Origin of the sequence: Comamonas sp. lk (assembly GCF_900564145.1) — a bacterium.
In the GTDB taxonomy this organism is placed as follows: domain Bacteria; phylum Pseudomonadota; class Gammaproteobacteria; order Burkholderiales; family Burkholderiaceae_C; genus Comamonas.
Genome location: NZ_UOOB01000002.1, coordinates 641588 through 664963, shown reverse-complemented (window position 1 = coordinate 664963; position 23376 = coordinate 641588). Strand labels below are relative to the sequence as shown.

27 protein-coding genes and 1 tRNA gene are annotated in these 23376 nt (G+C 60.4%); 22 read left to right on the top strand and 6 right to left on the bottom strand.

What is annotated here, in order from left to right; genetic code table 11:
* The first annotated feature begins 1 nt into the window (after nt 1).
* From rpsN to EAO39_RS21770, 16 genes are all read left to right on the top strand, one after another.
* On the top strand, nt 2-307 hold the full coding sequence (gene rpsN / locus EAO39_RS21845; RefSeq protein WP_120971763.1) for a 30S ribosomal protein S14: 306 nt from the start codon (nt 2-4) through the stop codon (nt 305-307).
* 20 nt (nt 308-327) lie between these two features.
* The gene (rpsH, locus tag EAO39_RS21840) at nt 328-723 is read left to right on the top strand and encodes a 30S ribosomal protein S8 (RefSeq protein ID WP_120971762.1); all 396 of its coding nucleotides are present in this window, start codon (nt 328-330) and stop codon (nt 721-723) included.
* 24 nt (nt 724-747) lie between these two features.
* Nucleotides 748-1281 (top strand): 50S ribosomal protein L6, encoded by a 534-nt coding sequence (rplF, locus tag EAO39_RS21835; protein WP_120971761.1) that lies wholly within the window; start codon nt 748-750, stop codon nt 1279-1281.
* Between the two features lie 11 nt (nt 1282-1292).
* Nucleotides 1293-1658 (top strand): 50S ribosomal protein L18, encoded by a 366-nt coding sequence (rplR, locus tag EAO39_RS21830; protein ID WP_099735459.1) that lies wholly within the window; start codon nt 1293-1295, stop codon nt 1656-1658.
* A 16-nt stretch (nt 1659-1674) separates the two neighbouring features.
* Complete coding sequence (gene rpsE / locus EAO39_RS21825) at nt 1675-2196, top strand: 30S ribosomal protein S5 (protein ID WP_120971760.1); 522 nt, start codon at nt 1675-1677, stop codon at nt 2194-2196.
* A gap of 14 nt (nt 2197-2210) precedes the next feature.
* On the top strand, nt 2211-2393 hold the full coding sequence (gene rpmD / locus EAO39_RS21820; RefSeq protein ID WP_120971759.1) for a 50S ribosomal protein L30: 183 nt from the start codon (nt 2211-2213) through the stop codon (nt 2391-2393).
* 11 nt (nt 2394-2404) lie between these two features.
* On the top strand, nt 2405-2836 hold the full coding sequence (gene rplO / locus EAO39_RS21815; protein WP_120971933.1) for a 50S ribosomal protein L15: 432 nt from the start codon (nt 2405-2407) through the stop codon (nt 2834-2836).
* 24 nt (nt 2837-2860) lie between these two features.
* Entirely contained in the window at nt 2861-4174 is a 1314-nt protein-coding gene (gene secY / locus EAO39_RS21810; RefSeq protein ID WP_120971758.1) for a preprotein translocase subunit SecY, read from the top strand.
* Nucleotides 4175-4308: 134 nt separating this feature from the next.
* A complete protein-coding gene (gene rpmJ, locus EAO39_RS21805) occupies nt 4309-4422 on the top strand; it encodes a 50S ribosomal protein L36 (RefSeq protein WP_003050535.1) in 114 nt (37 codons plus the stop codon).
* A gap of 22 nt (nt 4423-4444) precedes the next feature.
* On the top strand, nt 4445-4810 hold the full coding sequence (rpsM, locus tag EAO39_RS21800) for a 30S ribosomal protein S13 (RefSeq protein WP_120971757.1): 366 nt from the start codon (nt 4445-4447) through the stop codon (nt 4808-4810).
* 17 nt (nt 4811-4827) lie between these two features.
* Nucleotides 4828-5232, top strand: coding sequence for a 30S ribosomal protein S11 (gene rpsK, locus EAO39_RS21795; protein ID WP_120971756.1), 405 nt, complete (start codon nt 4828-4830; stop codon nt 5230-5232).
* A gap of 88 nt (nt 5233-5320) precedes the next feature.
* Nucleotides 5321-5944 (top strand): 30S ribosomal protein S4, encoded by a 624-nt coding sequence (gene rpsD, locus EAO39_RS21790; protein ID WP_120971755.1) that lies wholly within the window; start codon nt 5321-5323, stop codon nt 5942-5944.
* Between the two features lie 112 nt (nt 5945-6056).
* The gene (gene rpoA, locus EAO39_RS21785) at nt 6057-7055 is read left to right on the top strand and encodes a DNA-directed RNA polymerase subunit alpha (protein WP_120971754.1); all 999 of its coding nucleotides are present in this window, start codon (nt 6057-6059) and stop codon (nt 7053-7055) included.
* A 107-nt stretch (nt 7056-7162) separates the two neighbouring features.
* Nucleotides 7163-7549, top strand: coding sequence for a 50S ribosomal protein L17 (gene rplQ / locus EAO39_RS21780; protein ID WP_120971753.1), 387 nt, complete (start codon nt 7163-7165; stop codon nt 7547-7549).
* Between the two features lie 39 nt (nt 7550-7588).
* Nucleotides 7589-7665: transfer RNA gene (locus tag EAO39_RS21775), tRNA-Met, on the top strand.
* Nucleotides 7666-7862: 197 nt separating this feature from the next.
* A complete protein-coding gene (locus EAO39_RS21770; RefSeq protein WP_120971752.1) occupies nt 7863-9116 on the top strand; it encodes an Hsp70 family protein in 1254 nt (417 codons plus the stop codon).
* Between the two features lie 73 nt (nt 9117-9189).
* Here EAO39_RS21770 and rsmI read toward each other — a convergent pair whose 3' ends face one another.
* Nucleotides 9190-10113, bottom strand: coding sequence for a 16S rRNA (cytidine(1402)-2'-O)-methyltransferase (gene rsmI / locus EAO39_RS21765; protein ID WP_120971751.1), 924 nt, complete (start codon nt 10111-10113; stop codon nt 9190-9192).
* Between rsmI and EAO39_RS21760 the strand changes: the two genes are divergently transcribed.
* The 3 genes from EAO39_RS21760 (at nt 10113) to EAO39_RS21750 (ending at nt 11880) form a co-directional block, all read left to right on the top strand.
* Nucleotides 10113-10517 carry a YraN family protein gene (locus EAO39_RS21760; protein ID WP_120971750.1) on the top strand — a complete coding sequence of 135 codons (405 nt, stop codon included), beginning with the start codon at nt 10113-10115 and terminating at the stop codon, nt 10515-10517. The two genes, rsmI and EAO39_RS21760, sit on opposite strands and share 1 nt — an antisense overlap.
* 104 nt (nt 10518-10621) lie before the next feature.
* Complete coding sequence (locus EAO39_RS21755; RefSeq protein ID WP_120971749.1) at nt 10622-11230, top strand: SIS domain-containing protein; 609 nt, start codon at nt 10622-10624, stop codon at nt 11228-11230.
* Nucleotides 11227-11880, top strand: a complete 654-nt coding sequence (locus EAO39_RS21750; protein WP_120971748.1) for a BON domain-containing protein — start codon at nt 11227-11229, stop codon at nt 11878-11880. The genes EAO39_RS21755 and EAO39_RS21750 overlap by 4 nt, the downstream gene beginning before the upstream one ends.
* A gap of 58 nt (nt 11881-11938) precedes the next feature.
* Here the strand turns inward: EAO39_RS21750 and EAO39_RS21745 are convergent, their stop codons facing one another.
* The 3 genes from EAO39_RS21745 to EAO39_RS21735 all read right to left on the bottom strand — a co-directional run bounded on the left by EAO39_RS21745 (nt 11939) and on the right by EAO39_RS21735 (nt 15120).
* Complete coding sequence (locus EAO39_RS21745) at nt 11939-12850, bottom strand: NAD(P)-dependent oxidoreductase (protein ID WP_120971747.1); 912 nt, start codon at nt 12848-12850, stop codon at nt 11939-11941.
* A 20-nt stretch (nt 12851-12870) separates the two neighbouring features.
* Complete coding sequence (locus EAO39_RS21740) at nt 12871-14007, bottom strand: PilT/PilU family type 4a pilus ATPase (protein ID WP_120971746.1); 1137 nt, start codon at nt 14005-14007, stop codon at nt 12871-12873.
* A 69-nt stretch (nt 14008-14076) separates the two neighbouring features.
* Entirely contained in the window at nt 14077-15120 is a 1044-nt protein-coding gene (locus tag EAO39_RS21735) for a type IV pilus twitching motility protein PilT (protein ID WP_120971745.1), read from the bottom strand.
* Nucleotides 15121-15157: 37 nt separating this feature from the next.
* Here EAO39_RS21735 and EAO39_RS21730 point away from each other — a divergent pair, with 37 nt between their 5' ends.
* Entirely contained in the window at nt 15158-15880 is a 723-nt protein-coding gene (locus tag EAO39_RS21730) for a YggS family pyridoxal phosphate-dependent enzyme (RefSeq protein WP_120971932.1), read from the top strand.
* 175 nt (nt 15881-16055) lie between these two features.
* Here the strand turns inward: EAO39_RS21730 and EAO39_RS21725 are convergent, their stop codons facing one another.
* A complete protein-coding gene (locus EAO39_RS21725; protein WP_120971744.1) occupies nt 16056-17303 on the bottom strand; it encodes a branched-chain amino acid ABC transporter substrate-binding protein in 1248 nt (415 codons plus the stop codon).
* A 96-nt stretch (nt 17304-17399) separates the two neighbouring features.
* On the bottom strand, nt 17400-18152 hold the full coding sequence (locus EAO39_RS21720) for a TetR/AcrR family transcriptional regulator (protein WP_120971743.1): 753 nt from the start codon (nt 18150-18152) through the stop codon (nt 17400-17402).
* A 174-nt stretch (nt 18153-18326) separates the two neighbouring features.
* Here EAO39_RS21720 and EAO39_RS21715 point away from each other — a divergent pair, with 174 nt between their 5' ends.
* Both EAO39_RS21715 and EAO39_RS21710 read left to right on the top strand, forming a co-directional pair.
* Nucleotides 18327-19925: an AMP-binding protein gene (locus tag EAO39_RS21715; protein ID WP_120971742.1), complete on the top strand. Its 1599-nt coding sequence runs from the start codon at nt 18327-18329 to the stop codon at nt 19923-19925.
* A gap of 55 nt (nt 19926-19980) precedes the next feature.
* Nucleotides 19981-23277: a carboxyl transferase domain-containing protein gene (locus EAO39_RS21710; RefSeq protein WP_120971741.1), complete on the top strand. Its 3297-nt coding sequence runs from the start codon at nt 19981-19983 to the stop codon at nt 23275-23277.
* Nucleotides 23278-23376: the final 99 nt, after the last annotated feature.

Sequence of the window (23376 nt, the reverse complement as noted above, 5' to 3'; positions counted from 1 at the left end):
CATGGCTAAAGTAGCATTGATCCAGCGCGAACTGAAGCGCGAAAAGCTGGCAGCCAAGTACGCTGCCAAGTACGCAGAACTGAAGGCAATCGCCGGCGACGCAAAGCGTTCCGACGAAGAGCGCGACGCTGCACGTCTGGGCCTGCAAAAGCTGCCCCGTAACGCGAACCCCACTCGCCAACGCAACCGTTGCGAAATCACCGGTCGTCCTCGTGGCACATTCCGTCAATTCGGTCTGGGCCGCGCCAAAGTGCGTGAATTGGCCTTTGCAGGTGATATCCCCGGTATCACCAAGGCCAGCTGGTAAGCAAGCAGGAGAGATTAAACATGAGCATGAGTGATCCCATCGCTGACTTGCTGACCCGCATCCGCAACGCACAAATGGTCTCCAAGGCCACCGTGTCGGCTCCTTCCTCTAAGGTCAAGGTTGCCATCGCACAAGTGCTGAAGGATGAAGGCTATATCGACGGTTTCCAAGTGAAGACCGAAGACGGCAAGTCCGAACTCGAAATTACCCTGAAGTACTACGCCGGTCGCGCTGTGATCGAACGTATTGAACGCGTGAGCCGCCCCGGCCTGCGCGTTTACAAGGGTCGTAACGCAATTCCTCAGGTCCAAAACGGCCTGGGCGTGGCCATCGTCACCACTCCTCAAGGTGTGATGACTGATCGCAAAGCACGTGCTACCGGTGTCGGCGGCGAAGTGCTGTGCTATGTGGCCTAACGGACATTAAGGAGAAATACTGAAATGTCTCGTGTAGCAAAAGCTATTGTGACCATCCCCGCTGGCGTGGATGTGTCTATCAACGCTGACTCCATCAAGGTCAAGGGCAAGGGCGGCGATCTGTCCCTGGTTCTGAACGCTCTGGTGGCCATCAGCAACAACGACGGCAAGCTGTCGTTCGCACCTTCCAATGATTCCCGTGAAGCTGACGCTCTGGCCGGTACTTTCCGCCAGCTGGTCAACAACATGGTCAAGGGTGTGACCGAGGGCTTCGAGAAGAAGCTGACGCTGATTGGCGTGGGCTACAAGGCTGCTGCATCGGGTTCCAAGCTGAACCTGGCAGTGGGCTACTCTCACCCCGTTAACTTCGAGATGCCTGCCGGCATCACCGTTGCTACCCCCACTCCGACTGAAATCGTGATCAAGGGTGCTGACCGCCAAGTGGTGGGTCAGCTGGCTGCTGAGATCCGCGCCGTTCGTCCTCCCGAGCCTTACAAGGGCAAGGGCATTCGCTATGCGAATGAGAAGGTCGTGATCAAAGAGACCAAGAAGAAGTAAGGAGCTGCATTATGTTGACCAAGAAAGAGCAGCGTCTGCGTCGTTCGCGTCAAACACGTATCCGCATTGCACAGCAAGGCGTGGCGCGTTTGAGCGTGAACCGCACGAACCTCCACATCTACGCCTCCGTGGTTTCGGAAGACGGCACCAAGGTGCTGGCTTCGGCCTCCACTGCAGAAGCCGAAGTGCGCGCCCAAATCGGCGCCGCTGGCAAGGGTGGCAACGTGGCTGCAGCCACACTGATCGGCAAGCGTATTGCTGAAAAGGCGAAGGCTGCTGGCGTTGAGAAAGTCGCTTTCGACCGCGCCGGTTTTGCATACCACGGCCGCGTGAAGGCTTTGGCAGAGGCCGCTCGCGAAGCGGGCCTGCAGTTCTAAGCGGAGCGGATTGAAAATGGCAAAGTTTTCCCCCAAAGTGCAAGACCAAGGCAATGACGACGGTCTGCGCGAAAAAATGATCGCGGTGAACCGCGTCACCAAGGTTGTGAAGGGCGGTCGTATCCTCGGCTTCGCTGCACTGACCGTGGTTGGCGACGGTGACGGCCGCGTTGGCATGGGTAAGGGCAAGTCCAAGGAAGTGCCTGCTGCCGTGCAAAAAGCGATGGAAGAATGCCGTCGCAACCTGATGAAAGTCGCACTCAAGAGCGGCACCATTCACCACTCGGTGAAGGGTCATCACGGCGCAGCACTCGTGGAGTTGCATCCAGCTCCCAAGGGTACCGGCATTATTGCTGGCGGCCCAATGCGTGCTGTTTTTGAAGTGGTGGGTATCACCGATATCGTGGCCAAGAGCCATGGTTCGTCGAACCCCTACAACATGGTCCGCGCAACTTTCGACGCTTTGAAGAACTCCACGACGCCTGCGAACGTGGCTGCAAAGCGTGGCAAGTCGATCGAAGACATCTTCGCGGCCTGATCGGAGTCAAGAACATGACAACGCAACAAACCGTCAAGGTGCAACTGGTGCGCAGCCCTATTGGCACCAAAGAATCGCACCGCGCTACCGTTCGTGGCCTGGGCCTGCGTAAGCTGAACAGCATCAGCGAACTGCAGGACTCGCCCGAAGTGCGCGGCATGATCAACAAGATCAGCTATCTGGTCAAGGTCCTCTGAAAGGATTGATGATGGAACTCAATAGCATCAAGCCTGCAGACGGCGCCAAGCACGCCAAGCGTCGCGTTGGCCGCGGTATCGGTTCCGGTCTGGGTAAGACCGCCGGTCGTGGTCACAAGGGTCAGAAATCGCGTTCGGGTGGCTACCACAAGGTAGGCTTCGAAGGCGGTCAAATGCCTTTGCAGCGTCGCCTGCCTAAGCGTGGCTTCAAGTCGCATCTGCTGAAGTTCAATGCAGAAGTGAGCTTGTCCGAGCTGGAACAGCTCGGCCTGGCCGAAGTGGATCTGGCTGCTCTGAAGCAAGCCGGTCTGGTTGGTTCAATCGCTAAGGTGGTCAAGGTCATCAAGAGCGGTGAAATCAGCAAGGCTGTCAAGCTCAGCGGTATCGGCGCTACTGCCGGTGCCAAGGCTGCCATCGAAGCTGCCGGTGGCAGCATCGCCTGATTAATGTTCTGAAAGAAGACATCCGTGGCTACTAGCGCAGCTCAAATTGCAAAAACCGGTAAGTTCGGCGATCTACGTCGTCGTCTGGTTTTTCTGTTGCTCGCGCTGGTCGTTTACCGTATCGGGGCACATATCCCCGTTCCGGGCATCGACCCAGCGCAGCTGCAGCAGCTGTTCAATGGCCAGCAGGGCGGCATTCTCAATCTGTTCAATATGTTCTCGGGTGGAGCGCTTTCGCGCTTCACAGTGTTCGCACTGGGGATCATGCCGTACATCTCGGCATCGATCATCATGCAGCTGATGACTTATGTCCTCCCGCAGTTCGAGCAGCTGAAAAAAGAAGGTGAATCGGGTCGTCGCAAGATTACCCAGTTCACCCGCTACGGTGCTTTGGCACTGGCAATTTTTCAGTCTTTGGGTATTGCCGTAGCTTTGGAAAGCCAAGCAGGTCTGGTTCTGAGTCCGGGTTTCGGCTTCCGCCTCACAGCGGTGGTCAGCCTCACGGCCGGTACTATTTTCCTGATGTGGCTCGGTGAACAGATCACTGAACGTGGTCTGGGCAACGGTATCTCGATACTGATTTTTGGCGGTATCGCTGCAGGCTTGCCAAGCTCTATTGGTGGTCTGCTGGAACTGGTGCGCACCGGTGCCATGAGCATCCTGGCTGCGATCTTCATTGTCCTCGTTGTGGCAGCCGTGACGTATTTCGTCGTGTTTGTTGAACGAGGCCAGCGCAAGATCTTGGTGAACTACGCACGTCGTCAGGTCGGAAACAAGGTGTATGGTGGTCAGTCTTCGCACTTGCCACTGAAGTTGAACATGGCAGGCGTGATTCCTCCCATCTTCGCTTCCTCGATCATCTTGCTGCCTGCGACTGTGGTGAATTGGTTCAGTGCAGGGGAATCCATGCGCTGGCTGAAGGATATTGCGAGTACGTTGACCCCTGGTCAGCCGATCTATGTCATCCTTTATGCTGCCGCGATCATTTTCTTCTGCTTCTTCTACACGGCCCTGGTCTTCAACAGCCGGGAAACTGCCGATAACCTGAAGAAGAGCGGCGCGTTCATCCCCGGGATTCGTCCTGGTGATCAGACCGCACGCTACATTGACAAGATTCTGGTTCGCCTGACCCTGGCTGGCGCGATCTACATCACCTTCGTGTGCTTGTTGCCGGAATTCCTGATCGTGAAGTACAACGTTCCGTTCTACTTCGGTGGTACATCGCTGCTGATTATTGTGGTGGTGACCATGGACTTCATGGCCCAAGTTCAGAACTACGTGATGTCGCAGCAGTACGAGTCGCTCTTGAAAAAGGCGAACTTCAAAGCTGGTATTTGATGAAAAAGGCAGACCTTCTGTGCCGAAGTGGCGCGAAGGCTGCCTGCTAATAGTTAGTAGACGCCCATCGATCTATCGCGGGCATTGTTTCCCGGTCGATAGGCCGAATGGATGTAGAGTTTTAGGAGAATGAAATGAGAGTTTCGGCTTCGGTCAAGAAAATCTGCCGTAACTGCAAGATCATCCGCCGCAAAGGTGTTGTGCGCGTGATCTGCACGGACCAGCGCCACAAACAGCGCCAAGGTTGATTGAAAGCATTAGAGGACTAATATGGCACGTATTGCTGGCATTAACATCCCACCGCACAAGCATGCTGAAATCGGCCTGACTGCCATCTTTGGCGTCGGTCGTACAACAGCTCGCAAAATTTGCGAAGCTTGCGGTATCGAGTATTCCAAGAAGGTCAAAGACCTGACGGACGCTGATCTGGAAAAGATCCGTGACTTCCTGAATCCAATGACCTTGGAAGGTGATCTGCGTCGCGAAACCACCATGAACATCAAGCGTTTGATGGACATTGGTTGCTACCGCGGTTTCCGTCATCGTCGTGGTCTGCCCATGCGTGGTCAGCGTACCCGCACGAATGCCCGTACCCGCAAGGGTCCGCGCAAGGGTGCAGCGGCTTTGAAGAAATAAGAGATTGAAAGATCACTATGGCTAAATCTCCCGCAAACAACGCAGCTGCTCGCGTTCGCAAGAAAGTCCGTAAGAACATTTCGGACGGCATTGCACACGTGCACGCTTCGTTCAACAACACGATCATCACTATCACCGACCGTCAAGGCAACGCTCTGTCGTGGGCTTCGTCGGGTGGCCAAGGCTTCAAGGGCTCGCGTAAGTCGACTCCTTTTGCAGCTCAGGTCGCATCGGAAGTGGCTGGTCGCGCAGCGATCGAACAGGGCATCAAGAACCTGGACGTCGAAATCAAGGGTCCCGGTCCTGGCCGTGAATCTTCGGTTCGCGCCCTGGGTGCTCTGGGCATCCGTATCACTTCCATCGCGGACGTGACACCGGTTCCCCACAACGGCTGCCGCCCTCAAAAGCGCCGTCGTATCTAATCCAAATCAAGCCCACCGCCGCCCAGATGCATTAGCATCGCGGGCGGCTCCCGTGTTTGCGCACGGTAGATGACACAAAGGAAATCAAGTGGCACGCTATATCGGCCCCAAGGCCAAACTCTCCCGCCGTGAAGGCACCGATCTGTTCCTGAAGAGCGCTCGTCGTTCCATCGCTGACAAGGCTAAGTTTGACACCAAGCCTGGTCAACATGGCCGCACTTCGGGTCAACGCACTTCCGACTACGGTCTGCAACTGCGTGAAAAGCAGAAGGTCAAGCGCATGTACGGCGTGCTGGAAAAGCAATTCCGCCGTTACTTCGAAGCTGCTGACCGCAAGCGTGGCAACACTGGTGCCAACCTGCTGTCGCTGCTGGAATGCCGTCTGGACAACGTCGTGTATCGCATGGGCTTTGGCTCCACACGCGCTGAAGCACGCCAGCTGGTGTCGCACAAGGCTATCACCGTGAACGGCCAGTCCGTGAACATTCCTTCCTTCTCCGTGAAGGACGGCGACGTGATCGCTCTGCGCGAAAAGTCCAAGAAGCAAGCTCGCGTTGTCGAAGCTCTGCAACTGGCCGGCCAAGTGGGCTTCCCCGCATGGGTTGAAGTGTCTGCCGACAAGGCTGAAGGCACTTTCAAGAAGTCTCCTGACCGCGACGAATTCGCAGCCGACATCAACGAATCTCTGATCGTTGAGTTGTACTCGCGTTAATCGTTAGCAGCGACATTTCTGTAAACCGTCCCCACGGCGCGAGGCATCGCGCCGTGGGTGCTTCACCAGCCTTACCGGTGTAACGAGCCGAGGGTATTGAGAGGAAGTCTGCATGCAAACGAATTTGCTGAAGCCCAAGACAATCAATGTCGAACAGCTTGGTCACAATCGTGCCAAGGTTGTTCTGGAGCCGTTTGAGCGCGGCTACGGCCATACGCTGGGCAATGCCCTGCGCCGTGTCCTGCTCTCCTCCATGGTGGGTTACGCAGCGACGGAAGTAACGATTGCTGGAGTGCTGCATGAGTACTCCTCGATCGATGGTGTCCAGGAAGATGTAGTCAACATTCTGCTGAACCTCAAGGGTGTGGTGTTCAAGCTGCACAACCGTGACGAAGTCACCCTGAGCTTGCGCAAGGATGGTGAAGGTGTTGTCACGGCTCGTGATATCCAGACTCCTCATGACGTGGAAATCGTCAACCCTGATCATGTGATCGCCCACCTGTCGCAAGGCGGCAAGCTGGACATGCAGATCAAGGTGGAAAAGGGTCGCGGTTATGTGCCCGGTAACGTGCGCCGCTACGGTGACGAATCGACCAAGTCGATCGGCCGTATTGTGCTCGACGCTTCGTTCTCGCCCGTCAAGCGCGTGAGCTACGCTGTTGAATCCGCTCGTGTGGAACAACGTACCGACCTGGACAAGCTGGTTCTGGAAATCGAAACCAACGGTGCCATCACCGCAGAAGACGCAGTGCGCGCTTCCGCCAAGATTCTGGTGGAACAGCTGGCTGTGTTTGCTCAGCTCGACGGCGGCGATATCGCCAGCGTGTTCGATGCTCCTGCAGGCAACCGTGGTGCCGCTACCGCCTTTGATCCAATCCTGCTGCGTCCTGTGGACGAGCTGGAACTCACAGTGCGTTCGGCCAACTGCCTGAAGGCAGAGAATATCTACTACATCGGCGACCTGATTCAGCGTACCGAAAACGAGCTGCTCAAGACTCCTAACCTGGGTCGTAAGTCGCTCAACGAGATCAAGGAAGTTTTGGCTTCCCGCGGTCTGACGCTGGGCATGAAGCTCGAAAACTGGCCACCTGCTGGCTTGGAAAAGCGTTAATCGCTATAATTGAGAGTTCCGCTTTAGGGTGGAACAGTGCCTCGGGCAGTACCTGATACGGCTGCCTGATTTAATTTAAAAAGATCTACGGATCAAAGGAAAGCACCATGCGTCACGGTCACGGCCTCCGCAAACTGAATCGCACTTCGTCTCACCGCAAGGCGATGTTGCAAAACATGATGAACTCGCTGATCGAACACGAAGCGATCAAGACCACGGTCCCCAAGGCCAAGGAACTGCGCCGCGTCATCGAGCCCATGATCACTCTGGCCAAGGTTGACACCGTTGCCAACCGCCGTCTGGCTTTCGACCGTCTGCGCGACCGCGACAGCGTGACCAAGCTGTTCAACGTGCTGGGTCCCCGCAATGCCAAGCGTCCTGGCGGCTACACCCGTATCCTGAAGATGGGCTTCCGCGTGGGCGACAACGCTCCCATGGCCTTCGTGGAACTGGTGGAAGTTGCTGAAGAAGCTGTAGCAGCCAAGGCTGAATAAGCTCTAGCAGGCCCAAAAGCCTGCTATAATTTGGAATACCGCGCGATGGAGCAGTCTGGTAGCTCGTTGGGCTCATAACCCAAAGGTCGGAGGTTCAAATCCTTCTCGCGCAACCAAATTGAAAACGCCCGCTGACAACAGCGGGCGTTTTTGTTTTTGTGGCCCGCACATCTTGTGCGCTATGGCTGTTTTTGCTGACTACCTATTACTCAAAAAGTGAGCGGCTTGCACTTGTTTCATTTGAACTTCGGCGTGAATATGCTTTGAAGTCATTTTTAAACCGGCGCTAGTTGCTCCTGTTTTTGCTTTTTCCATGGCTGACGCATTGACTGTTCCCGGTACGCTGGGCATTGACTTCGGAACCTCCAACTCGGCTGCAGCCTACCGTCTGCCCGGCCAGACTGCGCGTTTGCTGCCGCTGGAGGGGGCTGCCACCGGCATGCCCACGGCCTTGTTCTTCAACACCGAAGAGCACCGAACCTATTTCGGCCGTGCCGCCATGGGCCAGTACCTGGAGGGTGAAGAGGGCCGGTTGATGCGCTCGCTCAAAAGCCTGCTGGGCAGCGCCTTGCTGCAGGAAAAGACGGCGGTGCACGACAAGCTGATGAGCTATGAGGACATCATTGCCATCTTTTTGAAGCATGTGGCTGAAAAAGCCCGCACGGCGCTTGACGGCCGCCTGCCGGAGCGCGTCGTCATGGGCCGTCCCGTGCATTTTGTGGATGCTCACCCCGAGCGCGATCGCCAGGCCCAGGAATCTCTGGCTGCTGCAGCGCGCACGGCCGGCCTGGGCGAGGTGAGCTTTCAGCTGGAGCCGATTGCCGCAGCGCTGGATTACGAGCAGCGTCTGCAGGCCGAGTCTGTGGTGTTAGTTGTCGATATCGGCGGCGGTACCTCCGACTTCACCGTGGTGCGACTGGGCCCGCAGCAGGCGCTGCATGCCGATCGCACCCAGGACATTCTGGCCACCACCGGCGTGCACATCGGCGGTACGGACTTTGACCACCGCCTCAATGTGGAGCAGGTCATGCCGCTGTTGGGCTACAGGCATATAGGCCCCACCGGGCGTGAAGTGCCCAGCGGCGTGTTCTTCGATCTGTCCACCTGGCATCTGATTCAGTGGCTGTATTCGCCCAAGGCCTTGGCCGGGGCGCGCAATCTCAAGAGCGATTACCGCGATCAGCAACTCCACCAGCGCTTGATGAAGGTGCTGGAATGGCGCGAAGGCCACAGGCTGGCCAACACCGTGGAGCAGGCCAAGATTGCCGCATCCAGCACCAGTGCGGCGGCGGCTCTGGAGCTCGACTGGTTGGAGGCTGGTCTGGCGGCCCAGATCTCTCCCGAGGTGCTGCACAGCCAATTGCAGCATCTGCTGCTGCAGGTGGTGGCTTGCGCTCAGGAATGCGTGCAGCTGGCCGGCATGGACAAGCCCGATGCGATCTATCTGACGGGTGGCTCTTCGGCCCTGCGCACCTTGCGCGATGCGCTGCAACAGGCCTTCCCGGATACGCCTCAGGTCGAAGGCGATCTGTTCGGCGGCGTTGCCACCGGGCTGGCTTACGCCTGAAGACTCAAGAACTTTGCTGTCAAAAATAATAGCTGATAGCGCTTGATGCACAAGCGCTGCAGCTATTTTTTGTTTATTCTTCTTCGGCCTCGCGCTTGAGTTCCAGGGCGCGCTCATAGAGCGTATTGCGACCGGTGCCCGTGATCTCGGCAGCCAGTTTGACGGCGGTCTTGGTGGGCAGCTCGGCCAGCAGCAGCTTGAGCACGCGCTCGGCTTCGCCCGATTCCTGCGGCACGGCCACGGGGTGCAGCACGATGGCGAATTCGCCTTTCACGCGCTGGGGCGAGGCTTGCAGCCAGGCGGCCAACTCGCTGGCGGGCATGGTGGCAATGTCTTCAAACTGTTTGGTGATCTCGCGCGCCAGCGTGACCGGGCGCGCACCTAGCGTGGCCAGGGCCTGCGCCATATCGATGATGCGGTGCGGCGCTTCCAGCAGCACCGTGCAGCGCGATTCGCCGGCCAGCTTTTGCACGGCGGACAAGCGCTCTGCATTCTTGGTGGGCAGAAAACCGGCAAAGACAAAACCGCTTTCACCCTGGGCCGGGGTAACGGCTCCCGCCACGCTGATGGCCGATGTCACGCTACTGGCTCCGGGCAGGGGAATGCTGCGCAGGCCCACGGCCTGCAAGGCCGCGCACAGGCGGGCACCGGGATCGCTCACGCCCGGGGTGCCGGCATCGCTGACATAGGCAATGCGCTGGCCTTGCTGCAGGCGCTCTATCACCTGCTGGGCGGCTTCGGCCTCGTTGTGCTGGTGCACGGCCAGCATCTGGTTGCCCGGGCGCTCCAGCCCGTAGCTGCGCAGCATGCCTTGCGTGTGACGCGTGTCCTCGCAGGCAATGCAGTCCACGGTTTTGAGCACTTGCAGGGCGCGCAGGCTGATGTCGGCCAGATTGCCAATCGGCGTCGCCACCACATACAGGGCTCCCTGCGGATAATGCTGGGACGCAGCCGCATCATGTGCGGCAGTCAGTGCAGAGGCGAAAGAGGTAGTCAATGGATTTCCTTGGAAGCAAAAGCGCCACAGTGGCGACCACCAGCACACAGCGCGGGCAGTGGGCCGAAGAGCAGGCGCTCAGGCATTTACAGGCGCAAGGCCTGAAGCTGATTGAGCGCAATTATCGAACGCCGGGCCGCGGCGGGGGTGAAATCGATCTAATCGTGCGCGATCGCGACGGGTCTCTGGTGTTTGTCGAGGTCAGAAGCCGCAACACCGGTCGCTTTGGCGGCGCGGCGGCCAGCATAGGCCAGTCCAAGCAGCAGCGCATTGTGCTGGCCGCCCGCCACTATCTGATGAAGTTTGCCGCGCCGCCGCCTTGTCGCTTCGATGTGGTGCTGGTGGATACATCGGGTGCGCAAAACCGTGTGCAATGGCTCAAGGCCGCCTTTGATGCCCTGTAGTTACCGCGTCACAGTCTTATATGCAAAATGCGGCTGTAACACTGATGCGTAAATAACGGTTCGCTACGAAAGAGATAACAGCTGGCAGGTATCATCGGGCTTCCATGCTAGAGCAACGAATTCAACAGCATTTCATCGACAGCGCCGACCTGAAGTATCAGGCCGCACAAGCGCTGAGCCAGCCCATTGCATCTGCCGTTCAGGCCATGCTGGCCTGCGTGACCGGTGGTGGCAAGGTGCTGGCCTGCGGTGCAGGTATTTCCGCCAGTGATGCGCAATTGTTCGCTTCCCTTTGTGTGACCGGTTTTGAGCGCGCCCGCCCCGAGCTGGCCGCCATCGCGCTGGTCTCCGATGGCGGCCTGCTGGGCACCGTGGGGGCCACGGGCTCGGGCGGCAATGCCACGCAGTATCTGGCACGCCAGGTGCGGGCTCTGGGTCAGCCCGGCGATCTGCTGCTGGCCATGTCGGTCAGCGGCAACGATGCTGCGGTGCAGGACGCGGTGGAAGCCGCCCATGAGCGCGACATGATGGTGGTGGTGCTGAGCGGGCGCAGCGGCGGCAATCTGGCCGTCCAGGTGCGAGAGACCGATGTGCTGATCTGCGTGCCCCACGACCGTGCGGCACGCGTGCGCGAAACCCATACCTTGATCCTGCATTGTCTGGCCGACGGTGTGGACGCCCAACTACTAGGTGACCAGGAGATGCCTTTATGAAGTTTCAGTGGACCCGTGTGGCATGTGCTGCGCTGACGGCAGCGGCTTTGAGTGCTGCTCTGGGCGGTTGCGTGGCCCTGGTGGGTGGCGGAGCTGCCGTGGCCGGCATGTCGGCCCTGGATCGCCGCACCACAGGCTCGCAAGTCGAAGATCAAGGCATCGAGCTGCGCGCCGATAACCGCATCAATGAAGTGATGGGCGAGAAGGCCCGTGTCAGCGTGACCAGCTACAACCGCGTGGTGCTGCTGACCGGCCAGGCCGGCAATGCCACGGACAAGCAAACCATAGAGAAGCTGGTGCGCGAGCAGCCTACGGTGCGCCAGGTCTATAACGAAGTGGAAGTGCTGCCGTTCACGGCTACGCTGAGCCAGCGCTCCAAGGACACCATGATCACCGGCCAGGTCAAGGCCAGCCTGGTGAATGCCAAGGACATCAGTTCCTCGGCCATCAAGGTGGTGACCGAGAACAATGCGGTCTACCTCATGGGCATCGTGACTCCACGTGAAGCCAAACGTGCTGCCGAGATCGCACGCGGCGTGAATGATGTGACCAAGGTGGTGCGATTGTTCGAAGTGATCTCCGAAGACGAACTGGCTGCCATGCAGACCAAGTCGGCACCGGTCATCGAAGACGACACGGCCAACAAGTAAGCGCGCCAACACATCAAAAAGCCGGACCTGCGTCCGGCTTTTTTCATGCCTTCGCGGATCAGCGCAGGCGCTGGATCAGGCTGGAGGTATCCCAGCGGCTGCCGCCCATGTCCTGCACATCGGCGTAGAACTGGTCGACCAGGGCCGTGACCGGCAGGCGTGCCCCATTGTTCTTGGCCTCTGCCAGAACCAGGCCCAGATCCTTGCGCATCCAGTCCACGGCAAAGCCGAAGTCGAACTTGCCCACCACCATGGTTTGGGCGCGATTGTCCATTTGCCAGCTCTGCGCCGCACCTTTGCCGATCACGTCCAGCACCTTGGGCATGTCCAGATTGGCGCGCAAGCCAAAGGCAACGGCTTCGGACAGACCTTGCAGCAAGCCGGCAATGCAGATCTGGTTGACCATCTTGGTCAGCTGGCCCGCGCCGCTTTCGCCCATATAGGTAAAGGCGCGCGAGAAAGCTTCGGCCACGGGAGCCACCTGCTCGAAGGCGGCTTGATCGCCGCCACACATCACCGTGAGCTGGCCGTTGACCGCACCGGCCTGGCCGCCGGACACCGGCGCATCGATGAAGTGCAGGCCGCGCTTTTGTGCTTCGGCATACAGCTCGCGTGCCACTTCGGCGGAGGCCGTGGTGTGGTCCACAAAAATGGCACCTGGCGGCATGCCGGCGAAAGCGCCGTCGTCGCCCAGGGTCACGGCGCGCAAATCATCGTCATTGCCCACGCAGCAAAACACCATCTGTGCGCCGGCTGCAGCTTCGCGGGGCGTGGCGGCGCTGCGGCCGGAGCGGAACTCTTCATGCCAGCTCAGGGCCTTGGCCGGGCTGCGGTTGTAGACGGTGACCTGATGGCCGGCCTGTGCCAGATGTCCGGCCATGGGCGAGCCCATGACGCCCAGGCCCAGAAATGCCACGGGCAGGGCGGAGGTCGGGGCGTAGCTGCGGGGATGGATGGAGGTGGTGCTCATGGCGCGATACCCAGATTGAATTACACGATGGTCAGGTGTTCGGTGCCTGCGGCCAGATCCTGTGCGCGGGCACGCTGGCTGTTGAGCTTGATCTGCAGGCGCAAGTCGTTGACGGAGTCCGCATTGCGCAGCCCGTCTTCATAGGTGATGAGATTGGATTCGAACAGGTCGAACAGCGCCTGGTCAAAGGTCTGCATGCCGATGTTGCGGCTTTTCTTCATGATCTCCTTGATCTCGGCCACTTCGCCCTTGAAGATCAGATCGGAAATCAGCGGCGAGTTGAGCATCACCTCGATGGCGGCCACGCGTCCCTTGCTGTTTTGCTTGGGAATCAGGCGCTGCGAAATCATGCCGCGCAGGTTCAGCGACAAATCCATCAGCAGCTGCGGGCGGCGCTCTTCGGGGAAGAAGTTGACGATGCGATCCAGGGCCTGGTTGGCATTGTTGGCGTGCAGCGTGGCCAGACACAGGTGACCGGTTTCGGAGAAAGCAATCGCATGCTCCATGGTCTCACGGTCGCGGATTTCGCCCATCATGATCACGTCGGGTGCCTGGCGCAGCGAGTTCTTGAGTGCCGCTTCCCAGCTGTCGGTATCCAGGCCCACCTCGCGCTGGGTCACCACGCAGTTCTTGTGCGGATGCACAAATTCCACCGGGTCTTCCACCGTCACGATATGACCGAAGGAGTTTTCATTGCGCCAGTCCACCATGGCGGCCAGCGTGGTCGATTTGCCCGAGCCGGTGGCACCCACCAGAATGCACAGGCCGCGCTTGGTCATGGCCACTTCCTTGAGCACCTGGGGCACGCCCAGGCCGTCGATGGTGGGCAAGACGGTGGGAATCGTCCGCAGCACCAGGCCTACCTTGCCCTGCTGCAGGAAGGCATTGACCCGAAAACGGCCCACGCCGGCTGGCGAGATGGCGAAGTTGCACTCCTTGGTCAGCTCGAAGTCGGCGGTCTGCTTGTCGCTCATGATGGCGCGTGCCAGCGTCAGCGTGTGCACCGCCGTCAGCGGCTGGGGCGATACCTTGGTGACCTTGCCGTCAATCTTGATGGCGGGCGGAAATTCTGCCGTGATGAACAGGTCGCTGCCGTTGCGGCTGACCATGAGCTTGAGCAGATCGTTGATGAATTTGCTGGCCTGATCTCTTTCCATCGCCGTGTCTCCAGTTCAGTGGCCGGGCACAGCGAGTGTCCGGCATCCATGTGATTGCTATGGCTGGATTTAGCCGGGGAAGTTGTCTGGGATCTTGGCCTTGCTGCGGGCCTCGGCCGAGGTGATGACGTTGCGGCGCACCAGATCGGTCAGGTTCTGATCCAACGTCTGCATGCCCACGTTCTGGCTGGTCTGGATGGTGGAGTACATCTGCGCCACCTTGGCCTCGCGGATCAGATTGCGGATGGCGCTGGTGCCCAGCATGATCTCGTGTGCCGCAATGCGGCCCTGGCCGTCCTTGGTTCTGCACAGCGTCTGGGAGATCACGGCTTGCAGCGACTCCGACAGCATGGCCCGTACCATTTCCTTTTCCTCGGCCGGGAAGACGTCGATGATACGGTCTATGGTTTTGGCAGCGCTCGAGGTGTGCAGGGTGCCAAAAACCAGGTGACCGGTTTCGGCCGCCGTCATGGCCAGGCGAATGGTTTCCAGGTCGCGCATTTCACCCACCAGGATGGCATCCGGGTCTTCGCGCAACGCAGATTTCAGCGCCGCCGCAAAAGACCGTGTCATGGGGCCGACTTCGCGCTGGTTGATCAGGCACTTCTTGGAGTCGTGCACGAATTCGATAGGGTCTTCCACCGTCAGGATGTGACCGTACTCGGTCTCGTTGAGGTGGTTGACCATGGCGGCCAGCGTGGTCGATTTGCCCGAGCCCGTGGGGCCGGTCACCAGCACCAGGCCGCGAGGCTTGAGTGCCAGATCGCCGAAGATCTTGGGCGCGTTGAGCTGCTCCAGTGTCAGGATCTTGCTGGGAATGGTACGAAAGACCGCCGCAGCGCCGCGGTTCTGGTTGAAGGCGTTGACACGGAAACGGGCCAGACCTTCGATCTCGAAGGAAAAGTCCACTTCCAGAAATTCTTCGTAAGCCTTGCGCTGGGCATCGCTCATGATGTCGTAGACCATGGCATGTACGGTCTTGTGATCCAGCGCATCCACATTGATGCGACGTACATCGCCGTGGACTCGAATCATGGGCGGCAGGCCGGCGGACAAATGCAAGTCCGAAGCCTTGTTCTTTACGCTGAAAGCCAGCAATTGCGTGATGTCCACGGAAAGCCCCCTCGTGTTTGATACTCTGGCGGTAATTATGACGACGATTGAAAACAATCTGGGGCAGATTCGTGCCCGTATGGCCACGGCTTGCGCACAAGCCGGCCGCCAGGCTGACCATGTGCAGCTGCTGGCAGTCTCCAAAACCTTTGGCGCAGACGCGGTGCGTGAGGCCGTGCTCGCCGGCCAGCGCAGCTTTGGCGAAAACTATATTCAGGAGGCGGTGGACAAGATAGCCGCCGTACGTGCCATGCAACTGCCGGGTGGCGCCGAGCTGCAATGGCATTGCATAGGCCCCATCCAGAGCAACAAGACGCGGTTGGTGGCCGAGCATTTCGACTGGGCGCAGACCGTGGACAGGCTCAAGATTGCCGAGCGCCTGTCGGCTCAGCGGCCTGCAGGCATGAAGCCGCTGCAGATCTGCATTCAGGTCAATGTCGATGGCGGCGAAACCAAGTCCGGAGTGGTACCAGCCGACGCGCTGGCTTTGGCCCAGGCCGTCGCCGCACTGCCCGGTCTGGTGTTGCGCGGCATCATGAGTATTCCTGATGATGCTCCTGATTTTGAAGCGCAATGTGCAGTACATGAAAAGGCTAGAGTCTTGTTCGAGCACATAAAAAGCAGTGCGCTGCCTGGGCTTGAGCAGTTCGACACCCTGTCCATGGGCATGACGGGCGACCTGGAGGCTGCGGTGGCCGCAGGCAGCACCATGGTGCGGGTGGGCAGCGGGATTTTTGGGGCGCGTAGCTACACCCTCTGAAGAAATTGAAGGCACCCTCTGAGCCGCGTAGCGGCTTCCCCCTCTCTGCTTCGCGGAGGGGGCGATACCTACGCTGCGGAGCGGCGGGGCCACCTAGGCCCTTGCTCGGTATCTCGGGTTTGGGCCGCGCCAGTTTTTACCGCCTGAGCCCTGCCATGCCGTTCAGAGGCAGTGTTTACGGCCTTTTCATCTGGCACTCGCTTGGCTGATCGACCTGCTGCGCAGAATAGACGGCATCGGTTCTGAAGCCGTAGTTCGTACCTTCCCAGCCGGTCTTGACCAGCTTGCCGTCCACCGGTGCGATGGTGTTGACCACCTGGGGCAGCAGCAGCTGGTGATCCTTGCCGCGCATCTTCACGGGGCCGAAGACGGTGTCCATGGACATGTCTTCCATGGCCTTGGCAATCTTCACGGTTTCGGTGGACTGGGCTTTGGCCATGGCGGCGGCCAGCATGCGCGGCACGAGATCCATGCGCGGAGCCAGAAAGTCCTGATTCATCCTGGCCTTGTACTCCTTGGCGCGGGCATCGGCCTGGACGCGATCCGCCATGCCAGGGTGCCATTCGGCCACCCAAGTCACCTGGCCTGTCCTGGCCTGGGAAATGGAAGTCACCGTGCCAGGAAAGCCGCCGGCGCTGTGGTTGAAATAGCGCAGCTTGTAGCCGGCGTCGCCGGCGGATTTGAGCAGCAGCGTCAGATCCTGCCCCCAGTTGCCGGTAATGACCGAGTCTGTGCCCAGCTCCTTCATCTTGGAGACATAGGGCGCAAAGTCCTTGATGCGCCCCATTGGGTGCAGTGTCTCGCCCACAAACTGGATATTGGGTCTGGCCTGGCCCACCATCTGGCGGCCGTAATTGGCCCACTGCTTGCCGTGGGCGTAGTCCTGGTTGAGCAGAAAGACTTTCCGGATCTCGGACTGGCTCTTGATGTAGTTGGCAATCGCCTGCATGCGCATGGCGGTGTTGGCATCGAACATGAAGTGCCAGAAGCTGCAGGCCTTGCCGGTGAGTTCGGGATCGATGGAGGAGTGGTTGAGTATCAGCACCTCCTTGCCCGGATTGCGCTGGTTGTAGCGCGCAGCCGCCTGCACCAGCGCCGTGACCACGGAAGATCCTGAGCCACCCGTCACCACCACGCGGGCGCCCTGGTCTATGGCCGCTTGCAGCGCACTCTGGCTTTCCTGCGCCGATAGCTTGCTGTCGAATTGCAGCAGCTGCAGCTTGGCACCGTTGTACAAGCCGCCTTGCGCATTCACATCGTCGACGGCGTACAGCACGTGGTTGCGCATCACCTCGCCCACATTGGCAAACGGGCCGGAGAGCGGATCGATAAAAGCCATCTTGAACGGCTCGGCCGCCTGGGCTGAAAGCGTGGCCGTGCACAGCGCGGCGGCTGCGGCAAGAGCGGTGAAGCGAGGGGGCATGGATGGGTCTCCTGGAGTGGTGAGCGGGCAGCCGTCGTCCACCGGCGGTTGCGGCCTGTCTTGCTGGTGTCTGACAGACACTTCTAACGGTGGTATCTAACTCTTGGCGGCTTTTTGGGGCGCCGTTTCTGGCGGTGGTGTGGCACGGGCCTTGTTCTTCGCTGCCGCACGGGGCTTTTTCACGGCTTTGCCGGCCGCCATGGTTGTTGCGGCCGGAGTCAGCCCCAGCACGCGGGTGGCCAGCTCGGTCAGCTCGGTCACCATCTCGGCCGTGCCCAGGCGGCCATCGGGGCGGTACCAGTTGTAGAGAAAACCGGGCAGGCTGCAGGCAGCCTGGGCCGTGATGCGGGTTTCGCGAAAATCGAAATGTCCGCTGGCGCGGCCTTGCTCCAGCAGGGCGCAGAACTCCTTGTAGAACTTCTGGGCCACGGCGCGCGAGGCCTTCAGATAGGCGGGGCTGAAAGCCTGCGGCTCGCGGTAGGGAAAAAAGCCGGCCGGGTAATGCGCAATCGTGGCCGCAATCAGGCGCTGCAGCCCGTCCACGGCTTTTTCATGGGCCGGACGCGGATCGTCCGCCGCAAAGTCCAGCACCGTGAAGCAGGCCTCGGTGGGCGACCAGCACAGGGTCTCGAAAATTTCCTGCTTGTTGCGAAAGTAGTAATAGACAAACGGCTTGGTCACCCCCAGCGCCTGCACGATCTGCTCGATGGTGGTGTTGGCGTAGCCATTGCGGTCGAACAGGGCTTCGGCGGCCTTGAGTATGCGTTCGCGTTTCTCGTCCGAGCCTGCCGTGGGCAGGCGCTGGCGGCCCTTGGGCGCTGCCGGTGCAGAAGGTGCTTTCTCTTTCATTTCGGGGTGCGGGTTTTCGTGTGTCGCGATGGTTATACCGATGGGTAGTATTGTTCTACCAGCGGGTATATATTTGCAAGGCATCAAGTCCTGCATTCACTCAAGACAATCCCTGAGATCGCGGGAAACACCGCGCCAGGGCTTGATTTTCAACAGACACCTAGGAGACAAACCATGGCTGATTCTGCGTCCCTCATTCCCCTGCATGAGGTCTTGCGCCGCAACGCGCGCAACCATCCCGAGCGTGATGCCTACCTCTGGTACGGCCAGCACATCAGCTGGCAGCAGATGGATGAGAGCAGCGATGCCGTGGCCGCGCATCTGCAAGGTCTGGGAGTCAAAAAAGGCGAGCCTGTGGCCTTGTTCATGAACAACTGCCCGCAGTACATCGTGGCGCATTACGCCATCCAGAAAATCGGCGCCATCGTCTGCCCCTGCGGCCCGCTGAACAAGGAGCATGAGCTGGACTACCAGCTCAACGATTTGCAGGCCCGTGTCATCATTGCCGCCGACAGCTTGCTGCCGGTAGTGGACAAGGTACGGGCCAGCACCCGCTTGCAACATGTGCTGGCCGTGCGCTATGCCGAATGGCTGCCATCGCACGCCACTTTGCCGCTGCCGCCAGAGCTGCAACAGCCCATGCAGCCCCTGCCTGACGCGGTAATCTCGTTCTGGGATGTGATGCACAGCGCTGCCAGGCCGCAGCCGGTGGCCGTGGCCATGGACGATGTGGCGCTGATGACCTATACCTCGGGCACCACCGGTCTGCCCAAGGGCGCCATGCTCAGCTTCGGCAGTGCCGCACACAAGACGGCTGCAGCGGCCGATTCTTCCGATGTCTCGGGCCAGGACATGTTGCTGGCCGTGGCGCCGCTCTATCACATTGCCGGCATGTCCATGGGGGTGAATATTCCCGTGCACAGCGGTGCGCCCTGCGTGCTGCTGCACCGCTTTGATCCGCTGGCCGTGGCCCAGGCCATAGAGCGCTATCGCGTGAGCTGGTGGTACAGCATCGCGCCCATGAATGTGGCGCTGATGCAAGTCCCAGGCGTGGAGATGATGGACCTCACATCGCTGCGGCGCAACACGGTCACCAGCTTCGGCATTACCTATACCCAGGAGCTGGCCGAGCAATGGCGGCGCTACACGCCGAACTGTGTCTCCAGCGAGGCCGCCTACGGCTTGAGCGAGACCCACACCATGGACACCACCATGCCCGGCAACGCCATACGCTGGGGCACGCATGGCAAGCCGGTGCCGGGCAATGAGATACGCATCATCGATCCGGAAACCGGCCGGCAGCTGGTGGCCGACGAGGTGGGCGAAATCATCATTCGCGGCCCCGGCAACTTCAAGGGCTACTGGAACAAGCCCGAGGCCACGGCCAAGACGCTCAAGGACGGCTGGGTCTACACGGGCGACATGGGCAGGATCGATGCCGATGGCTATCTGACCTTCATCGGTCGCTTCAAGGAAATGATCAAGGTCTCGGGCTATAGCGTGTTTCCCGAGGAGGTGGAAACGCTGCTGATCAAGCATCCGTCGATTGCACAGGCGGCGGTGATTGGCATGCCCGATCCGCAAAAAGGCGAGATGGTGCGAGCCTTCATCGTGCGCAAGCCGGGGCAAAGCCTGGAGGTCGATGAGCTGCTGAGCTGGGCCAAGGCGAACATGGCCAATTACAAGGCGCCGCGCGAGGTGCGCTTTATTGACGCGCTGCCGGCCACGGGCGCGGGCAAGGTCTTGCGTCGCCTGCTGCGGGACATGGCTTGAAATGGGTCGCAACGCATATATGGCAATCGCTTATAGCTATTGAATTGAGAGTTCTATGTTTGAAAAAGTCCTGATCGCCAATCGCGGCGAGATCGCCTTGCGCGTGGTGCGTGCGCTGCAGGAGCTGGGTGTGGCCAGTCTGGCCGTGTATGCGAAAGACGATGCCGCAGCCGCCCATGTGGCTGCGGCAGACGAGGCGGTGGCGCTGGATGCCAGCGGCCCGTCGGCCTATCTGGACGGTGCGCGGCTGCTGCAGATTGCGCAGCGCCATGGCTGCGATGCCCTGCATCCGGGCTATGGTTTTTTGAGCGAAAGCGCAGACTTTGCCAAGGCCTGCGCCGCAGCCGGTGTGCGCTTTATCGGTCCCACGCCGGAGCAACTGTCCTTGCTGGGCGACAAGGCACGCGCCCGGGCGCTGGCGCAGCAAAGCGGCGTTCCGCTGATGCCGGGCAGCCTGAAGGCCGTCACGCTGGGCCAGGCCCAGGATTTTTTTGCAACCCAGAAAGCGGGCGGTGCCACGGGCATCATGATCAAGGCCATTAGCGGCGGCGGCGGGCGCGGCATGCGTGCCGTGATGGAGGCCGACGAGGTGGCTGCCGCCTATGAGCGCTGCTGCAGCGAAGCGCGCGCCGCCTTTGGCGTGGACGGCGTGTATGTGGAGCGCCTGATGACGGGTGCACGCCATATCGAGGTGCAGATTCTGGGCGATGGCAGCGAATGGCCGCTGGCTCTGGGCGAGCGTGAATGCACGCTGCAGCGGCGCTTTCAGAAGCTGGTGGAAATCGCGCCCAGCCCCAGCCTGACGCAGGAGCTGCGGGAGCGCATCACCCAGGACGCGCTGCGTATGGCCGGCGATATCCGCTATGAAGGCCTGGGCACGTTTGAATTTCTGGTGGACCTGAACTCCACGGCACTGCCCTATGTGTTCATCGAGGCCAACCCGCGGCTGCAGGTGGAGCACACGATTACCGAAGAGGTGTTTGGTGTGGATCTGGTGCAGGCCCAGATCCGTTTGGCGGCAGGCGATCACTTTGCCGATCTGGGCCTGAACGTGAACCAGCCGCCGCAGTCGCGCGGCTATGCCATGCAATGGCGCATCAATGCCGAAACGCTGGATGGGCAAGGCAACTCCCGCCCCGGCAGCGGCCGTATTGCAGAGCTGCACTGGCCCCAAGGCCCGGGCATTCGCATCGACAGCCATGCGCAACAGGGCGCCAGCCCATCGCCGCATTACGACACCTTGCTGGCCAAGCTCATCGTGCACAGCAACGCGCCGCGTTTTGAGGAGGTGCTGCGCCGCTCGAAGCGCGCGCTGGCCGAGTGCCGCATTGCCGGATTCGCCACCAATCTGCCGCTGCTGCAGGCGCTGGCCGAACGGCCCGAGATGCAATACCAGGCCGTGCATACGCGCTGGCTGGAAGAAGTTCTGCCGCAGCTGGTGGATGCTTCTGAAAAGATAGCTGACAGCGCTAATTTTCAAAAGAATTCAGCACTTATTTCGGCTGAAATCCAATCCAGTCAAGCGCAAGACGCTCCTGAAAATGCTGTGCTGGCGCCCATGCCGGCCAGAGTGGTGCAATGGTCTGTCGCTGCGGGTGAGATGGTCGCCAAAGGCGCGGAGCTGGGCATTCTCGAAGCCATGAAGATGCAGCATGTGTTGCTGGCCCAGCAGGCCGGCACGGTCCAGGCCTTGCTGGCCGAGTCCGGCAGCTATGTGGTGCAAGACCAGCCGTTGCTGGTGTTGCAGGCTGCCGTCGGTGATGCGGCGCAGGCCGAAGTGGCCGGACAGGCGCAGGATCCGGACCATATTCGCGCCGACCTGCAGCGGGTCAAGGACAGGCACGCTTTGACGCTGGATGCGGCGCGGCCCCAGGCCATGGACAAGCGTCATGCGCAGGGCTCTCGCAGCGCCCGCGAGAACATTGCCGATCTTTGCGATGCCGGCAGCTTTATCGAATACGGCGCGCTGGCGATTGCAGCGCAAAGCCGCCGCCGCAGTCTGGAAGACCTGGTTGCCAACACACCGGCGGACGGCATGGTGACGGGCATAGGCTCCATCAACGCCGCGGAATTTGGCGAGGCGCCATCGCGCGCCGTCGTCATGGCCTATGACGCCACGGTGCTGGCTGGTACGCAAGGGGCGCGCAACCATGCCAAGACGGATCGCATGCTGGGCATTGCCCTGCAGCAAAAGCTGCCCGTGGTGCTGTTTGCCGAAGGCGGCGGCGGCCGACCCGGCGATACCGATATTCCCGTGGTGGCCGGCCTGCATGTCCATACGTTTGCCGCCTATGCCGCGCTCTCGGGCCAGGTGCCCGTGGTGGGCATCACCCACGGCCGCTGCTTTGCGGGCAATGCCGCGTTGCTGGGCTGTAGCGATGTGATCATTGCCACGCGCAGCAGCCATATCGGCATGGGCGGGCCGGCCATGATCGAGGGCGGCGGGCTGGGCGTTTTCAAGCCCGAGGAGATAGGCCCGGTCAGCGTGCAGCACCCCAATGGAGTGATCGATATTCTGGTGGAGGACGAAGCGCAGGCGGTGGCGGCAGCCAGGCATTACCTCTCCTTTTTTCAGGGGCGCACGCAGGCATGGTCGGAGCCCGATACCCGCATGCTGCGCCATGTGGTGCCAGAGAATCGTCTGCGCGCCTATGACAGCCGCACCGCCATGCAAGGCCTGGTGGATGAAGCCAGCTTGCTCATGCTGCGCACCGGCTTTGGTCTGGGCATTCATACCGCCTTGGCGCGCATCCAGGGCAGGCCCGTGGGACTGATGGCCAACAACCCCTTGCATCTGGGCGGAGCCATCGATGCCGATGCGGCCGACAAGGCGGCGCGCTTCATGCAGCTGTGCAACGCCCATGGACTGCCCATCGTCAGCCTGGTGGATACGCCGGGCTTTATGGTTGGCCCGGAGGTGGAAAAAACGGCGCAGGTACGCCATGTCAGCCGCTTGTTTGTAAGCGCCGCCAAGCTGCGCGTGCCGTATTTCAGCGTGGTGCTGCGCAAAGGCTATGGGCTGGGTGCCATGGGCATGACGGCGGGCAGCTTTCATGCGCCCATCTTCAACGTGGCCTGGCCCACGGGCGAGTTCGGCGCCATGGGGCTGGAAGGCGCGGTGCGCCTGGGCTTTCGCAAGGAGCTTGAAGCCTTGCCCGAGGGTGCAGCGCGTGATGCCCTGTTCCAGAAACTGCTGGACAAGGCCTATGCCCATGGCGAAGCCATGCATATGGCGGCCACGCTGGAGATCGATGCCGTCATCGACCCTGCAGACACGCGGGCCTGGCTGGTGCGCGGCTTGGCCGGCAGCCAGGTGCGCGAGAGCACGGGCGGTTTCATCGACACCTGGTGAGCCGGCGCAGCGCGTCTTCAAAAATCTGCCATGAATGCGCGGATATAGCGCGTGTTTTGGAATGCTGTCACCTGTGTTTTTACCGGTGACCGGGCCGCC

Excerpts from the sequence above, each read along its gene's own strand:
- rplO (WP_120971933.1), top strand. The coding sequence starts at position 2,405 with ATGGAACTCAATAGCATCAAGCCTGCAGACGGCGCCAAGCACGCCAAG.
- EAO39_RS21755 (WP_120971749.1), top strand. The coding sequence starts at position 10,622 with ATGCTAGAGCAACGAATTCAACAGCATTTCATCGACAGCGCCGACCTG.
- rplF (WP_120971761.1), top strand. The coding sequence starts at position 748 with ATGTCTCGTGTAGCAAAAGCTATTGTGACCATCCCCGCTGGCGTGGAT.
- EAO39_RS21770 (WP_120971752.1), top strand. The coding sequence starts at position 7,863 with ATGGCTGACGCATTGACTGTTCCCGGTACGCTGGGCATTGACTTCGGA.
- EAO39_RS21745 (WP_120971747.1), bottom strand. The coding sequence starts at position 12,850 with ATGAGCACCACCTCCATCCATCCCCGCAGCTACGCCCCGACCTCCGCC.
- rplR (WP_099735459.1), top strand. The coding sequence starts at position 1,293 with ATGTTGACCAAGAAAGAGCAGCGTCTGCGTCGTTCGCGTCAAACACGT.
- rpsH (WP_120971762.1), top strand. The coding sequence starts at position 328 with ATGAGCATGAGTGATCCCATCGCTGACTTGCTGACCCGCATCCGCAAC.
- EAO39_RS21715 (WP_120971742.1), top strand. The coding sequence starts at position 18,327 with ATGGCTGATTCTGCGTCCCTCATTCCCCTGCATGAGGTCTTGCGCCGC.
- EAO39_RS21740 (WP_120971746.1), bottom strand. The coding sequence starts at position 14,007 with ATGGAAAGAGATCAGGCCAGCAAATTCATCAACGATCTGCTCAAGCTC.
- rpsK (WP_120971756.1), top strand. The coding sequence starts at position 4,828 with ATGGCTAAATCTCCCGCAAACAACGCAGCTGCTCGCGTTCGCAAGAAA.
- EAO39_RS21750 (WP_120971748.1), top strand. The coding sequence starts at position 11,227 with ATGAAGTTTCAGTGGACCCGTGTGGCATGTGCTGCGCTGACGGCAGCG.
- rplQ (WP_120971753.1), top strand. The coding sequence starts at position 7,163 with ATGCGTCACGGTCACGGCCTCCGCAAACTGAATCGCACTTCGTCTCAC.
- rpsN (WP_120971763.1), top strand. The coding sequence starts at position 2 with ATGGCTAAAGTAGCATTGATCCAGCGCGAACTGAAGCGCGAAAAGCTG.
- EAO39_RS21720 (WP_120971743.1), bottom strand. The coding sequence starts at position 18,152 with ATGAAAGAGAAAGCACCTTCTGCACCGGCAGCGCCCAAGGGCCGCCAG.
- EAO39_RS21730 (WP_120971932.1), top strand. The coding sequence starts at position 15,158 with ATGACGACGATTGAAAACAATCTGGGGCAGATTCGTGCCCGTATGGCC.
- EAO39_RS21710 (WP_120971741.1), top strand. The coding sequence starts at position 19,981 with ATGTTTGAAAAAGTCCTGATCGCCAATCGCGGCGAGATCGCCTTGCGC.
- rpmD (WP_120971759.1), top strand. The coding sequence starts at position 2,211 with ATGACAACGCAACAAACCGTCAAGGTGCAACTGGTGCGCAGCCCTATT.
- EAO39_RS21725 (WP_120971744.1), bottom strand. The coding sequence starts at position 17,303 with ATGCCCCCTCGCTTCACCGCTCTTGCCGCAGCCGCCGCGCTGTGCACG.
- rpsM (WP_120971757.1), top strand. The coding sequence starts at position 4,445 with ATGGCACGTATTGCTGGCATTAACATCCCACCGCACAAGCATGCTGAA.
- rpoA (WP_120971754.1), top strand. The coding sequence starts at position 6,057 with ATGCAAACGAATTTGCTGAAGCCCAAGACAATCAATGTCGAACAGCTT.
- EAO39_RS21760 (WP_120971750.1), top strand. The coding sequence starts at position 10,113 with ATGGATTTCCTTGGAAGCAAAAGCGCCACAGTGGCGACCACCAGCACA.
- rpmJ (WP_003050535.1), top strand. The coding sequence starts at position 4,309 with ATGAGAGTTTCGGCTTCGGTCAAGAAAATCTGCCGTAACTGCAAGATC.
- rpsE (WP_120971760.1), top strand. The coding sequence starts at position 1,675 with ATGGCAAAGTTTTCCCCCAAAGTGCAAGACCAAGGCAATGACGACGGT.